This window comes from Cohnella nanjingensis (genome assembly GCF_014212125.1).
GTDB lineage: Bacteria > Bacillota > Bacilli > Paenibacillales > Paenibacillaceae > Cohnella > Cohnella nanjingensis.
In genome coordinates, this window is record NZ_JACJVP010000046.1 from 1 (window position 1) to 14,548 (window position 14,548).

The 14,548-nt window shown below is 61.7% G+C and carries 12 protein-coding genes; 3 read left to right on the forward strand and 9 right to left on the reverse strand.

The features are described from left to right. The 6 genes from H7C19_RS27035 to H7C19_RS27060 all read right to left on the reverse strand — a co-directional run. The coding region (locus H7C19_RS27035) for a DEAD/DEAH box helicase (RefSeq protein ID WP_313732016.1) at window positions 1–1,219 on the reverse strand (1,219 nt) is incomplete at its 3' end. A 259-nt stretch (window positions 1,220–1,478) separates the two neighbouring features. After that, complete coding sequence (locus H7C19_RS27040) at window positions 1,479–2,354, reverse strand: undecaprenyl-diphosphate phosphatase (protein ID WP_185672210.1); 876 nt, start codon at window positions 2,352–2,354, stop codon at window positions 1,479–1,481. 168 nt (window positions 2,355–2,522) lie between these two features. Next, complete coding sequence (locus H7C19_RS27045; RefSeq protein WP_185672211.1) at window positions 2,523–2,924, reverse strand: hypothetical protein; 402 nt, start codon at window positions 2,922–2,924, stop codon at window positions 2,523–2,525. Window positions 2,925–3,349: 425 nt separating this feature from the next. Next, window positions 3,350–3,970: a GNAT family N-acetyltransferase gene (locus H7C19_RS27050; protein ID WP_246469836.1), complete on the reverse strand. Its 621-nt coding sequence runs from the start codon at window positions 3,968–3,970 to the stop codon at window positions 3,350–3,352. A 180-nt stretch (window positions 3,971–4,150) separates the two neighbouring features. Further along, window positions 4,151–6,148 (reverse strand): ABC transporter ATP-binding protein, encoded by a 1,998-nt coding sequence (locus H7C19_RS27055; protein WP_281384986.1) that lies wholly within the window; start codon window positions 6,146–6,148, stop codon window positions 4,151–4,153. Between the two features lie 191 nt (window positions 6,149–6,339). Beyond that, the gene (locus tag H7C19_RS27060; RefSeq protein ID WP_185672213.1) at window positions 6,340–8,085 is read right to left on the reverse strand and encodes an ABC transporter ATP-binding protein; all 1,746 of its coding nucleotides are present in this window, start codon (window positions 8,083–8,085) and stop codon (window positions 6,340–6,342) included. Window positions 8,086–8,708: 623 nt separating this feature from the next. On the opposite strand from H7C19_RS27060, the gene H7C19_RS27065 reads away from it, so the two are divergent. Both H7C19_RS27065 and H7C19_RS27070 read left to right on the forward strand, forming a co-directional pair. Continuing rightward, window positions 8,709–9,416: a TrkA C-terminal domain-containing protein gene (locus H7C19_RS27065; protein ID WP_185672214.1), complete on the forward strand. Its 708-nt coding sequence runs from the start codon at window positions 8,709–8,711 to the stop codon at window positions 9,414–9,416. A gap of 23 nt (window positions 9,417–9,439) precedes the next feature. After that, window positions 9,440–10,876 (forward strand): magnesium transporter CorA family protein, encoded by a 1,437-nt coding sequence (locus H7C19_RS27070; protein WP_185672215.1) that lies wholly within the window; start codon window positions 9,440–9,442, stop codon window positions 10,874–10,876. Window positions 10,877–11,114: 238 nt separating this feature from the next. Here H7C19_RS27070 and H7C19_RS27075 read toward each other — a convergent pair whose 3' ends face one another. The 3 genes from H7C19_RS27075 to H7C19_RS27085 all read right to left on the reverse strand — a co-directional run bounded on the left by H7C19_RS27075 (window position 11,115) and on the right by H7C19_RS27085 (window position 14,130). Beyond that, on the reverse strand, window positions 11,115–12,305 hold the full coding sequence (locus H7C19_RS27075; RefSeq protein WP_185672216.1) for a PQQ-dependent sugar dehydrogenase: 1,191 nt from the start codon (window positions 12,303–12,305) through the stop codon (window positions 11,115–11,117). A gap of 314 nt (window positions 12,306–12,619) precedes the next feature. Continuing rightward, window positions 12,620–12,787, reverse strand: coding sequence for a CxxH/CxxC protein (locus tag H7C19_RS27080; protein ID WP_185672217.1), 168 nt, complete (start codon window positions 12,785–12,787; stop codon window positions 12,620–12,622). Window positions 12,788–12,810: 23 nt separating this feature from the next. Further along, window positions 12,811–14,130: a S1C family serine protease gene (locus tag H7C19_RS27085; protein ID WP_185672218.1), complete on the reverse strand. Its 1,320-nt coding sequence runs from the start codon at window positions 14,128–14,130 to the stop codon at window positions 12,811–12,813. 169 nt (window positions 14,131–14,299) lie between these two features. Between H7C19_RS27085 and H7C19_RS27090 the strand changes: the two genes are divergently transcribed. After that, window positions 14,300–14,500 (forward strand): hypothetical protein, encoded by a 201-nt coding sequence (locus H7C19_RS27090; protein WP_185672219.1) that lies wholly within the window; start codon window positions 14,300–14,302, stop codon window positions 14,498–14,500. Window positions 14,501–14,548: the final 48 nt, after the last annotated feature.

The following is a 14,548-nucleotide window of genomic DNA, read 5'->3' on the forward strand; positions in this document are numbered from 1 at the left end:
CAGCGCCTGCGCCGTCACGGCCGTCGGCCGCCGCGCCGCGCTTGCCGAACGCGCCGGGCGTGCGCCCGCGCTTCGGCTCGCTCTCGGCGATGCGCACGCTGCCGCTCTGGCCGACCGTGCGGCGCTCGATGCCCATGCCGATGCCGCTCTCGATCACGCCCAGGTCGCCCCGGTCCTTCGGCGCCACGAACGTGATCGCCATGCCCGTCTCGCCCGCGCGACCCGTCCGGCCGATGCGGTGGATGTAGCTCTCCGCGTCCTGCGGCACGTCATAGTTGTAGACATGCGTGACGCCCTCGACGTCGAGTCCCCGCGCCGCGATGTCCGTTGCCACGAGCAGCTGCAGCCGCGCCTCGCGGAACTGCCGCATGACCTGCTCCCGCTTCGCCTGCGACAGGTCGCCGTGCAGCTCGTCGCACGAGTAGCCCATCGCCTGCAGCGCCTCGTTCAGCGTGCTCGCGCGCCGCTTCGTCCGGCAGAAGACGATGCCGAGATACGGCTGCGTCTCCTCGATCATCGCCACGAGCGCGGACTGCTTGGCCCGGTCGGTCGTCTCGATGACGAGCTGCGCCGTATCCTTCACCGTCACCTGCTTCGCCTTCACGGTCACTTCCTCCGGCGAACGCAGGATGCGCCCGGCCAGGTTCCGGATCTTGTCCGGCATCGTCGCGGAGAACAGCATCGTCTGCCGGTCGCGCGGCGTCTGGCTCAGGATCTCCTCGACCTCGCCGAGGAAACCCATGTGCAGCATCTGGTCCGCCTCGTCCAGCACCAGCATCCGCACGTTGGAGAGCCGCACCGTCTCGCGGCGCATATGGTCGAGCAGCCGGCCCGGCGTCGCGACGATCAGATGCACGTGCCCCTGCAGCTTGTGCAGCTGCGCCTCCACGTCCTGCCCGCCGTAGACCGGCAGCACGCGCACGCCCTCATAGGCCGGCAGCAGCTTCTTCACCTCTGCCGTGATCTGCAGCGCCAGCTCGCGCGTCGGCGTGACGATGAGCCCTTGCAGGTAGGGCGATTCCGGGTTGATCCGCTCCAGCATCGGGAGGACGAACGCCAGCGTCTTGCCCGTGCCCGTCTGCGCCTGGCTGATGACGTCCTTGCCCGTCAGCACGATCGGGATCGTCTGCGCCTGCACCGGCGTCGGCTGCTTAATTCCTAGACTGTGGAGCAATTCCGAGCAGCGCTCGGCAATGCCCAATTCCTTAAAACCTGCCACTATAGCACCTCATTTATATGCACGGCGACGATCGCGCCGCATTCGTAACCCTATCGTACCACATTCGGGCTTATTTTCCTCGGATGACGCCAAATTGATTCCGCCCGCCCGGGCAAGTAAAACCGGCTTTGCCGTCTTCCGGAAGCGGCGGCGCGTTTTTATCGGAGACGTATCAGCAAAGGATGGGTGGAACTTATCCTTTCTGATAAGCCAAACGAAAACACCCATTCGTCCGAATGGGTGTCCGAAGCCTTTCCAATTAGAGGTAGAAGACCAGCGCGATGACCGCGGCCAGCAGAATCCGGTAGATCGCGAACGGCACGAGCTTGATCCGGTTGATCAGCGCCAGGAAGAAGCGGATCGAGACCAGCGCCACCAGGAACGCCGCGATGAAGCCGACGATGAAGTAGGGCAGCACGTCGCCCGTGATGTACTTGTAGTTCTTCAGCAGCGTCAGCGCGCTCGCGCCGGCCATGATCGGCACGGCCATGATGAACGTGAAGTCCGCGGCCGCGCGGTGGCTCATGCCGAGCAGGACGCCGCCCGAGATCGTCGAGCCCGAACGGGAGAAGCCCGGCCACAGCGAGACGCACTGCACCAGCCCCATGCCTAAGGCCTGCTTGTAAGTAATCTGGTCCACCGTCTGCACCTTCGGGGTACGCGGGCCGAAGCGGTCGGCCGCGATCATGAGCAGCGCGCCCAGCACCAGGCCGACGAGCACCGTTCCGGTGGAAAAGAGATGCTCCTCGATGTAGCTGTCCAGCAGCAGCCCGATCACGCCCGCCGGGATCAGACCGACGATGACCTGCATCAGCTTCAGACGGCCGCTGCCGCCTGTCGCCCATTCGCCCGTTCCTTCGACGCGGGCTTCCTTCGCGGCGGATGCCGGACTCATTCTCCGCAGTCCGAGCAAGTCGAGGAATCTCCGCCAGAACAGCACGACGACCGCTAGGATCGATCCGAGCTGGATGACGACCTTAAACGTCACGGCCGGCTGCTCGCCCAGGAACTTTGCTGACTTCAGCCACATATCGTCGACAATGATCATGTGTCCCGTCGAAGAGACGGGCGCGAACTCGGTCAATCCTTCTACGATGCCTAAGATGACGGTTTTGAAAAATTCCCACAATTCCATGCGTATGATCTACTCCCATCCATTCGTTTCTCGTTTTTAGTTTATATGGTAGAGACTAGCCTTGTCGATTCTATCACGCAATTCTTAAAAAATTATGTCTAATGATCCATCCGCCGGCCAAACGGCAAAAATGAAACCTCCGGCCCAAGGACCGAAGGCTTAATACCGCTACCTCGTCAGGTAACTATGCGCGCTGCGCTGGCGCTCCTTCATGAGACGCTCCTGCTCGTACTCGCGCCTGACCGCGCTCTGGATTCGGGTGGCGCAGGGGGTACACAGCTTGCCCCGGCGGATCGGAGCCGCGCACAGATCGCATGCATCCGCCAGATTCGGGTATTCGAACAGCTTGATCTTCCCGCTGCGAATCCAGCTGCGGATGCGCTCGGGCCGGAGAGAGGTGCGTTCGGCGACCTGCTCCGTATGGAGTTGGCGATTGCGCCGCAGCTCGCGCTCGATCGCCGCCAGCTGCGCGTCTTCGGAAGTCGAGCACGCCGCGCAGAGTCCGCGCAGATTGATCTGATAGACTTGTCCGCAGCTCGGACAGTGGGCAACCCGCAGGTCATAAGTCATGCTCAGATCCCCCAATAGTCATAGTTCGATAGGATTAATTTTACTACGAATCGGGACAAGTTTCATCTCTAAAATTGACGGATCTCCCCGTTCGCGCGCTCGGACTTGCTCGCCCCCCCTCGCCTCCGACGCCCTCAACACCTCCAACGCCTCTAAAGCCCCCATCGCCGCCAACGCCTCTTACGCCTCGAACACCTCCAACAACCTCCAACGCCTCTTACGCCTCGAACACCTCCAACAACCCCCAACGCCTCTACCGCCTCCATGACAAAAGCCCCCATCCGCTGTCCGCTGGATGGAGGCTTTTGATGGATAACCGGTCAGATCAACCGGGCTGCCGTTCTCCGGCTCGAGAGATCGGTCAGATGCCGGCCGATCCCCGTCGTCGGTCATGCCCCGGCGACAGCCGCAGCCGCAGCCACGCTTCAGGCAAAGAAAGTCTGCGGGTACTTCAGCTCTCCGACCATGCCCTTGCGCTCGTCGCGCATGCGCGCCAGCTCGCCTTCGGCCAGCTCGAGCACCATGAACACCTCGTCGGGCACGACGAACTGCATCAGAACCAGCCCGTGCCGCCCCGCCGGTTCGAAGCCGAACCGAGGGTAGTACGACGGATGCCCGATGAGCAGGATAAGCTTGAAGTCCATCGCCTCGCTCCGGGCGATCCCTTCGCGGATCAGGTGGCCGCCGATGCCCTGCCGCTGATAAGCGGGATCCACCGCGATCGGCGCCAGCACCAGCACCTCCGACGATTGCGCGAGATCGTAGATCGCCGCCTTGCTGAAGAGCGCGTGGCCCACGATCTCCCCGGATTCCTCGTCGACCGCGACGAGCGACAGCTCCGGTACGTAGCCGTCCGAGACTCTGATCCGCTCAACGAGCTCGGACTCGTCCTTACGTCCCCCGAATGCCCGTAGGTGCAGCTGGAAGATCTGTTCATTATCGCTTGCCGCAGCCGTTCGAATCTGTATCATGAAGGTCTCCAATCCCTTATCCGTCTTGGCTTGCATCGCCGGCGGCCCTTGGGCGCGCCGGCGTCCGTCCTTCATGCTCATCCGCGCTTCCTTGGGACGCGGGCCCGCCTTGCTCGTTCTCCGCCCTGCCGTCCTACGCCGCTATCGTTCCGGCGTACCCGGCACCCGGAGCATCCCCTAGGCCGGCCGCCTTTATGCGGCGCAGTTCGGCTCGGCGCCGGCCTCCTTCTCTATATCCGACCGGACATTCCCGCACTAGGCGCTCAGCACAGTTGCCGCCCCGCCTTGCTGCAGCTGGTACATGCCGTAATACTTGCCTCCGTGCTGCATCAGCGTCTCGTGGTTGCCGCGCTCGGCGATCTCGCCGTGGTCGAGCACGAGGATCTGGTCGGCCTGGCGGATCGTCGACAGCCGGTGGGCGATGACGAATGTCGTGCGCCCCTTCTTCAGCACGTCCAGCGCCGCCTGGATGATCGCTTCGGTCTCGGTGTCGATGCTCGCCGTCGCTTCGTCCAGGATGAGGATCGCCGGGTCGTAGGCGAGCGCGCGGGCGAACGAGATCAACTGCCGCTGTCCGGCGGACAGCGTGCTTCCTTTCTCGATGACCGGCTCGTCGATGCCGCCCGGCAGGCTCATGAACATCTCGTACGCGCCGACGTCCTTCAGCGCTTGCTCGACCCGTTCGCGGCTGATCTCCGGGTTATCCAGGCTCACGTTGGACGCGATCGTCCCCGTGAACAAGAACGGGTCCTGCAGCACGATGCCCATATGTTCGCGCAGCTGCTGCTTCGGAATGTCGCGCACGTCGCGGCCGTCGATCTTGATGCTGCCGTACTCGATGTCGTAGAACCGGAACAGCAGGTTCAGGATCGAGCTCTTGCCGGAGCCCGTGTGGCCGACCAGCGCGACCGTCTGGCCTTGCTGCGCGTGGAAGGAGATGTTTTTCAGCACGTTCTCGTTGTTCTTGTAGGCGAACGTCACGTCCTCGAACGTAACTTCTCCCCGGTAGCGCTGCATCTTGCCATTGTCGACGTCGAGACCCGGTTCGTCCAGCAGGGTGAACACCCGCTCCGCCGATACGCGCGCCGTCTCGAGGTTCGCAAGCTGGTTCACGATGCCGACGATCGGCTGGAACATCCGGTTCATATAGTCGACGAACGCGTACAGCACGCCGACCGAGACGGCCGCGCCGAGCCAGTCGCCCCAGAACATCCATACGACGCCGATGAAGATAATGTTCCGGATGACGTTCACCAGGTTGTGCGAGGTGAAGGAGTTCAGGCTCAGCAGCTTCGTCTGGTACGTGAAGTACTCTTGATTCAGATCGCCGAACTCCTGGACCGTCTTCTTCTGGCGGCGGAACGCCTGAATGATCGGCATCCCCTGGATCGATTCGTTGATCATCGCGTTGATGTCGCTCAGCTTGGCGCGGATGACGTTGTTGAACTTGCCCGCGAACTTGCGGTACAGGTAGATCCAGATACCGAGCAGCGGGATCAGCGGCAGCGCCACGAGCGCCAGCTTCGGATCGAGCAGGAACAGCGCGCCGAGGATGGCGACCATGTAGATCGTGCCCGAGAAGAAGTTCGCGAGCACCGCGACGAACAGCTCCCGCACCGCTTCGGTGTCGTTCGTGATGCGCGAGACGACCTTGCCCGCCGGCAGGTTGTCGAAGTAGTTCACCGGCAGCCGCTGCGTGTGGGCGAAGACGTCTTCGCGCATGCGCTGCACGATCTTGTTGGCGGACGTCTGCAGCAGCAGCCGCTGTCCGTAGGTGAAGCCGGCCGCGAGCACCAGCAGGCCGAAGTAGGAGCCGGCCAGCGTCAGCAGCGTCGGGATCTCCGGCTTGTAGAAGCCGAACAGCTCTTCCTTCGTCAGCTTGGTCACGGGATAGGCCGCGGTGCGGCCGTCCTCGCGCGACGTGATCGTCATCTGTCCGTCCGCGATCTGGCGGCGGCCGTCGAAGGCGAGCTCGCTAGCGAGCCAGTAGTAGCCGCGGCCTTCCTGGAGCACGTGGACGGCGCGATCCGCGCTGCGCGGGGCATCGCCCGGCAGATGGTCCTCTCTCACATACCATTGCCCATGGTAGGAGACGGCGTACTTTTGCTTGGCGTCGACCTGGTACCACGTCTTCTCGATGCCGAGAATATTCTGGTCGATCATGCGCTTGGCGAGGAACGGGCCGATGAGCTCCACGCAGACCGCCAGCAGCAGCAGCGCCAGGGCGGCGTAGATCGGTTTCTTATAGATCATGGCGTATCGGAATAATCGCTTGCCCGTCATATCGTTGAACACCTTCATTCCCTAGCAAGTAAAAACGGCTTTGCCGTCTTCCTAGATGGCGATACGTTTTTATCGGAGGTCATACAGCAATGGATAGGCGTAAAACTCATACATGCCGTATGACTAAAATATCCCTTGCGCCGTGTCCCTGTCGGGGCGGCTTACGACTCGACGAGCGCTTCGAGCTGCTGACGGTCGTATTGCTCCTTGTACCAGCCGCCCAGAGCGAGCAGCTGCTCGTGCGTGCCTTGCTCGATCACGTGGCCCTCGTCGAGGACGAGGATATGATCGGCGTGCTGGACCGCCGACAGGCGGTGCGTCGTGATGAGCGTCGTCTTGCCCGCCCGCTCCGTCCGGATGCCCTCGATGATCTCGGCCTCCGTCTTCGCGTCGACCGCCGACAGCGCGTCGTCGAGCATCAAGATCTCCGGATCGGCGATGAGCGCCCGGGCGATGCTGACCCGCTGCTTCTGTCCGCCGGACAGCGCCACGCCCTTCTCGCCGACCAGCGTCTCGAGGCCGTCCGGCAGGTACCGGATGTCCTTCGCGAACGAAGCCCGCTCGAGCGCCCGCTGCAGATCCGCCTCGTTCGCGTCTTCGCGGCCGTACAGGATGTTCTCGCGGATCGTGCGGGAGAACAGGATCGGCTGCTGCGGCACATAGCCGATCCAGCCGAGCAGCCGATCGACGCCGATATCCGCCGCGGAGACGCCGGACACCTCGATCGCGCCGGTGCCAAGCGGATATTCGCGGAGCAGCTGCTTCAGCAGCGTCGTCTTGCCGCTGCCCGTGCGGCCCACGATGCCGAGCGTCTGACCGCGCTCCAGCTTGAAGGAGACGCCGATCAGGTTGTCGATCGTGGACGACGGATAACGGAACGTCACGTCGCGGAATTCGATGCGCTCCGGCTGATCCACCGGCGTCAGCTCGGACGGGTCTTGCACGTCGGGGTCGTAGCCGAGCGTCTCGTTCACCCGGTCGAGCGACGCGTTGCCCCGCTGCATGATGTTGATCAGCTCGCCGATGGCGAACATCGGCCAGATGAGCATCCCGAGGAACACGTTGAACGACACCAGCTCGCCGAGCGTGATCTCGCTGCGGAACACGAGGTAGCCGCCGTAGCAGAGGCCGATGATATAGCTAAGTCCGACCAGGATCTTGTTCGTCGGCTCGAAGAGCGCATCGATCCGGGCGACGGCGATATTTTTCTGCAGCACCTCGTTGGTCTTGGCATGGAACCGGTCGCGGTCCGCTTCTTCCTGCACGTACGCGCGGACGACGCGGACGCCGGCGACCGATTCGAGCACCTGGTCGTTCAATTCCCCGAACGCGTCCTGCGCGCTCATGAACCGCTCGTGGATGAGCTTGCCGAAGTGCTTCATCGCCAGCGCGATGAGCGGCAGCGGCAGCAGGGCGGCGAGCGTCAGCTTCCAGCTGATCAGCCCCGCCATGACGAACAGGATCGTCAGCATGAAGATCGACGAGTCGATCAGCGTCAGGATGCCGAAGCCGGCCGTGTTCGAGATGGCCCACAGGTCGTTGGTCGCCCGCGCCATCAGGTCCCCGGTACGGTTGCGCTCGTAGAACGTCGGCGTCATCCGCAGCAGATGCCGCATCAGCTTGTTGCGGAGCATCCGCTCCAGCAGCATCGAGCCGCCGAACAGCTGGTACATCCACACGTAGGTGACGGCGTACGAGACGACCGTGATCCCGACCCACAGCAGGACGACCTCGTAGAACCTCGGATCGGACAGCGTCCCTTGATGAATCCCGTCGATCGTGTAGCCGAGCAGCTTCGGCGGGATGACCTCTACTACGCCGACCAGCGCAAGCAGGACGACCGCGGACGTGTACCTCTTCCAGTGCAGCCGGAAGAACCAGCTTAGTTTCTTAAGAACCACTAGCATTGCGTGTCTCCACCCTCTCTCTCAAGTAAAAACGGCTGCGCCGGCTCTGAAGAGGGCGAACACGTTTTTATCGTAGATCACTCAGGAATGAATCATCCTAGAACCGATTCGTCCTGAATGACGAAGAAAACAAAAAGCGTACCGCCCGTAAGCGATACGCCTCCCCGCGCATGGCAATCGGACATCCTCAAGGAACGTACGTTCGCATACTGCGGTGTAAGAAGGGCGCACGATTACGGGAACGTAACCATGCGCCCTTGGATGATTAAGCCAAGTGATTAGCCGCGCGCGGATGGATTACGTTCGAAGGCCAAACCTGCCTCGCCATGTGCCGTAACAATCATTAGGTTAAACATGGTTCGTAATCCTCCCTTCGCGTGTTGAAATCTATTTGTCACTTTACCATCGCCAGGAATTGCTGTCAATCGGTTTTAACTACATTTAACAGGACTTTTACGTTCCGTTCGCGCGTACGTAACGGCTGTTATGGAATAACGCGACCGCATCGGATCGAGCACACGCGCCGCTCCTTTTTGCCCCTATTTACCGCTTTGATCTGCCGCAGGAACGGGTATAACTGGATTAGAAGCCCTGAGCGGCTAGCGGAAAAGGGAGGTGCGGGCATGTGGTTCATCGTCGTCTACTTCCTCATCGTGCTGTTCGTGATCGAGATCGCCGTCGTGCTCATGTGGGCGACCGGCCTTGAATACCCGATCGCGCGGTTCCAAGTCGTCTCCCTTCTGACCGGCACGGGATTCACGACCAGCGAGTCCGAGCTGATCCTCGGCCATCCGGTTCGCCGGCGGGTCGGGATCTTCCTTATCCTGTTCGGAGCGTTCTCGCTCGCGGTTGTCATCTCCTGCATCAGCACCGTCCTGGCGCCCGACTTCCACCTCCTCCCGCTGTCGATCGGGGCCGGCATCCTGTTCGCGATCCTCGTCGTCCTGCGGCTGCCCGCCACCAAGCGGTACCTCTCGGAACGCCTCACCCGCGCCTTCCAGCAGACGTTCGAGCTGCAGGAGCTGTCGATCGACGAGGTGCTGCTCTGCGAGGAAGGAGACGCGTTCGTGGACGTGCCGATCGGCAAGCGGTCGCGGCTCGCCGGCCAGACGCTGGACCAGGTCTGCAAGGAGCTGAAGGACCTCAACGTGCTGCTCATCAAGCGGGGTACCGTCACGATCCGGGACGCGCGCATGCATACGCCGCTGGAAGCCGGGGACGTGCTCTATATCTACGGCAATGAAGCGGAGATTGAGCGCCGATTCGCCGGCGAGCTGGCCGACAAAAAATCCATGGAGACGGACGAGAAGCATGCGGCTTCTCTGCTATGACCGCCCGGATGGGAGATGCAAGGATGGAATTGAACCATTTGAAGGATAAACCGATCCGGGAAGCTTGCTATCAGATGCTGTTCCCCTTCTCGCTCAGCGCCGACTGCCACAAGAAGATGCGGAGAACGCTGATGGACGAGGGGTTCACCCCGTTTCGGCTGGACGATATGGATCAGGAAAAGGCGTATTACGGTCCGAACCACCGGGTGTCGCATCGCGACATGGAACGCTATTATTTGCCCTTCACGAACCACGTGCTCTTTCCGCACGAGCATCATCCGGAAGGCTTCCAGCGGATGAGCAAGCGGCTCGATATCCGCGCCGTGCTCCATATGCGCCACTTCGAAGCGCCGTTCGACCTCTATTCGGTCGACGTCGTGCTGTGTCCGTTCGACACGGGCTTCATCACGCTGCGCGTAGGATTGGTCAAGGCGTCGCCCACCTTCACCGAGGCGATCGCGTTCGCCGAACGGCTCCGCGTACTTCAAGACGCGCATGCCGAGGACCATGACGCTTGGGTGGCGTACGAGGGGGAGACTTACGAGGAAGTCCAGGACTTTATTTTCAAAGCGATCGTGCCTCATACCGTCCAATACCTCGACCGTACGCCGATGGACGGAGCTTATTTCGAGAAGCTGCCGTATCTGATCGACGAACGGATGTATGTCATTGCCTACTACGGATTGCCCGAGGACGCGGAGATCACGTTAACAGACCGTTACCGGGCGGCGCGGCTCGACGGCATGGACGAAGATGGGCTCCCTTACATCAGCGCCAGCCATCCTCCGTATATCGAGCAATATTGCCGCGATACGGGCTTCGACCGTTGGGCGCCGAATACGTACTATCTGACGGACGAGAGCTGCTTCTGCTGCCTGACCCGGCTGCCCGGCGCCCAGGCGGCGCGGGTCGCGAACAAGATGTATGGCGAATATTACTACGGCTTGCTGCTGAACCTCTTCCACCGGATCGTGCTGCTGAAGCTGTCGAACGCTTACTCCCGCGTCCGGCTGGAGCGTACGCCCGAACAGACCGAGGTGCTCATCCGGGCCATTACGACTTTTTCCGCCAAGTACGACTTCCTCGAAGTCGTCTCGCAGTCCCAGGGCCGCGAGATCTTCGTCCAGATTCGGCGGATGTACGGCAACGACGAGCTGTTCGACGACGTGAAGATGACGCTGACCGATCTGTACAAGTATCAGGAAAATGCCACCTCGAAGCGCTCCAGCTACCTGCTGACCGTACTCACGATCTATACGGTCATCAGCGGCATCTACGGCATGAACCAGGTCATCGACGACCTGGAAGGGCCGATCCGATGGGGCAACATGAACGGGTACTCTCCGTTCCAATGGCTGGCGCTTATCGTCATCATGTCGGGCTTGGTCGTCGCGTTCCTGCTGTCGGCCAATATCCTGTGGAAATGGGGACGCGATCTGATCAAGCGGCTGCGCGCATAGCGCGCGGTTCCGGTGCGAACGCCGTGCAGGATTGGGGGGCTAGGCGGCTCCCCCAGCGCGATCGACGCATAGCGCGCGGTTCCGACACGCAATGCCGGGCGGGATGAGCGGCTAGGCCGCGGCTTATGCGCGTGCCGGACTTTGTGTCGATTGCCTGCGTGCAGCTAGCTATACTTACAGCGGGAGGCGGCTAGGCTACGGCCTATACGGGCGCGCTAGGCCTCGTGTCGAACGGCCGCTACGCCCGCTCGAAGCGGTACACTTCGCCGTCTGCCGTACATAGATACAGCTCGCCCTCCCGGTCTTGGCCAAAAGAAGTGATGTTGTAGCCGGACGCTAGCAGCAGCTTGTTCTCGTATGTCGGCTTGCCGGGGACCTGCCTCAACGCCCAGATGTTGCCCGTCGCATAGTCTCCGTAGACATACCAGCCCGCGAGACCCGGCAGAGCCTTGCCTCGGTAGACGAACCCGCCCGTGACGGACTGCCCGAGGTCGCGGCCGTACGTCCAGACCGGGTCGATCAAGCCTGCGCTCTCGCAGCCCTCTTCCGGCTTGAAGCAGCGCGTCCCCTCTTTGACGTTCCATCCGTAGTTGCCGCCGTTCACGATCCGGTCGATCTCCTCCAGCTTGTCCTGTCCGACATCCGCCGCCCAGAGGTCGCCGGTAGCCGTATCGAAGCTGAACCGCCACGGATTGCGCAGGCCATAGGCATAGATCTCCGAAGCGCCGCCTCCGGAGACGAACGGATTGTCCGCCGGGATGCCGTAATGCGGCCGCTGCTCCGTGCCGGAAGGCTTGTCCACGTCGATGCGGAGAATCTTGCCGAGCAGCGTGTCCTTGTTCTGGCCGTTGCCATGCGGATCGCCACCGCTGCCGCCATCGCCGGTGCCGATGTACAGATAGCCGTCCGGCCCGAAGGCGAGCTGCCCTCCGTTGTGATTGGCATAGGGCTGCGCGAAGGTCAGCAGCGCGACTTCGCTCGACGGATCGGCCGCTGTCCGGCCGTTCTCTCCCTTCGGGACGCTATACCTGGCAATGACCGTATGCGTCTTGGTCGTATAGTTCACATAGAGATAGCCGTTCTCCTCGAACTTCGGATGGAAGGCCAGGCCGAGCAGCCCCTGCTCCGAGCCTTCCGAGAAGACGCGGTCTTGAATGTCGAGCAGCACGCTCGACTTCGCGGCGCTGCCTGATCCGTCGGTATAGACGATACGGCCGGACTGCTCCGTCACGAACATCCGACCGTCCGCTCCCCAGACCAAGCCGACCGGCTTCTCGAACTGCACGTCCGGATGCACGCGCGCGAGCTTCGCTTGGCTGCTCTTCGCTTCCTCCTTCGCCCCCGTCGTTTGAGACTTGGAATCGCAAGCCGCGCCTCCCAGCAAAAAAGCCGCCAGCACCACCGCGACGCCCATGATCGACCGCCTCATGCCGTCCACCTCTTTTCAGAAATAATGTCTCGCTCGCTATGTACCATTACCCGCCATTCCCCGACGCCGCTTCCCCGCGAATAACGCGGTTTTTCCGCCTTATTCCCGCTTCGACGCCCGCTTCTCCGCGATTAACGCGGTTTTTCCGTCTTATTCCCGCTCCGACTCCCGCTTCCCCGCGAATAACGCGGTTTTTCCGCCTTATTCCCGCTCCGGCGCCCCAACCGCCGAATACGACAAAAAACCTCCGGTCTTCCGACCGAAGGCTTTTTGCCGCTAAGCGTACATTCTCTTGTTGTCGGCCTCGGGCCGGTTTATAGCACCAGGACGACGGCAGGGGCGGCGCACCATTCGCAATGCTCCGGCGGTTGCCACTCCGCGAACTTCGTCGTCGTGAGATTCACCAGGTCCGGCGCGTCCTCGTACTCGTCGACGAAGTGGTCGATCGCGAGTTCCACATGCTCCTTGCACACGCAATACATATTCGGGCGTTCCTTCCTGGGCGTTATTCCTCGGTCTTCTCGACCAGCTTCACGGTGAGCTCGCCTTTCTTGCCGTCGCGATAATACGTTACCGTAAGCGATTCCCCGATTTTCTTCTGGTTATACAGATACTTCCGCAGATCCAGCGTGCTGCCGATCCCATGGCCGTCGAGCTGCACGATGAGGTCGTTGAACTTCAGCCCCGCATCCTTGGCCGGCCCTACGGCCTCCAGCACGACGACGCCTTGCTTCACGCCGTCCGGCACTTTGAGCGGCGGCTCCGGCTGGTCCTGAGACTCGTCAGGCGGCACATCGCCGCTGTCGTCACCGCTGCCGTCGCCTGCGCCGGCATCCGAGCCGTTGTCGTCGGACAGAATATGATTGTCGAGATACGAATCGAGATCCATCGAGTAGACGCCCAGATAAGGACGCAGCACCTTGCCGTTCTTCAGCAGCTGCTCCACGATCGGCATCGCGTCGTCGATCGGGATGGCGAAGCCGATGCCCTCGACGCCCGTGTCCGCGACCTTCATGCTGTTGATGCCGACCACCTGGCCGTCCAGGTTCGCGAGCGCGCCGCCGCTGTTGCCCGGGTTGATCGGCGCGGAGATCTGGATGACTTCCTCTTCCCAGTCGTAGATGCCGTCCTGGTTCAGCGACACGGGCACGGTCTGCTTCAGGTTGGAGACGATGCCGTCGGTGAGCGAGTCGTTAAAGCCGAGCGGGTTGCCGATCGCGATGACCTTCTCGCCCTTGCGCAGCTTCTTCGAATCGCCGAGCTCGGCGACGGTGGTGATGCCTTTGTCGTCGACCTCCAGGACCGCGAGGTCCGTGATCGTATCCTTGCCGAGAATCTTCGCCTGCTTCTTCTCGCCGGTCTCCAGGACCACCTGCACGTTCGCGGCATCCGAGACGACGTGGGCGTTCGTGATGACGAGCGCTTTGCCGCCCTGCTTCTGGAAGATGACGCCCGAGCCCAAGCTCGCGCTCTGCGAGGCATCCGGCCCGCCTTGCTGCTCTTGGAGCTGGCCGTCCTTCGTCTGATTGATGATGCTCACGACGGCCGGTCCTACCTTGGCCGCCGCCGTGATGATCCGATCGTACGTGTCCGCGATCGGCTGCGCGGCGACGCTCGCCGGCTTGCTAGGCGAGGAGCCCGGATGGTCGAAGGCGAAGTAGAACAAGAAGGCGACCAACACGGAGCTCGCCATCGAAGAGATCAACGCTACCTTGAACATGGAGCCTTGCCGGCTTCCCCGGCTGGTCCGCGGCCACGAACCCGGCGTGCTGCGGCTGTTACGCTTCACCCGGGTGGAATAAAAATCGTCTTTGAAAAAGCTCATGCGCCGCCACCATCCTTCCGAGAGAGAGCGATCCGCTCTCTTCTAGCCGGCCTCTATCAATATATCGGAATATTTTTAAGGGTTTTGACTAAAATAGTAATAGAATCGCGGAGCCATAGCAAGTAAAGATCCGTTTATCCTAACATGCAATGAAAGGAAGATCGCCTAAATGAAACCTTCTTCTTACTCTTGGTCCTTCGTAGACTTCGCCGCCCAGCTCGCCGATCTGAAGGACGACCGCTACCGCCAGATTCTGGCGCTCAGCACCTTGATCGAGGTGCTCGTGGACAAAGGTATCCTCACCCCCGATGAGATCCGGATCAAGGCGGCCGAGATGGAAGCGGAGCTCGATCAGTTGATTCTCTACTGAGCCCGCCGGGCCGAGGACCTCGCGATGCCTTTGCGAAGTCCCGCGTCA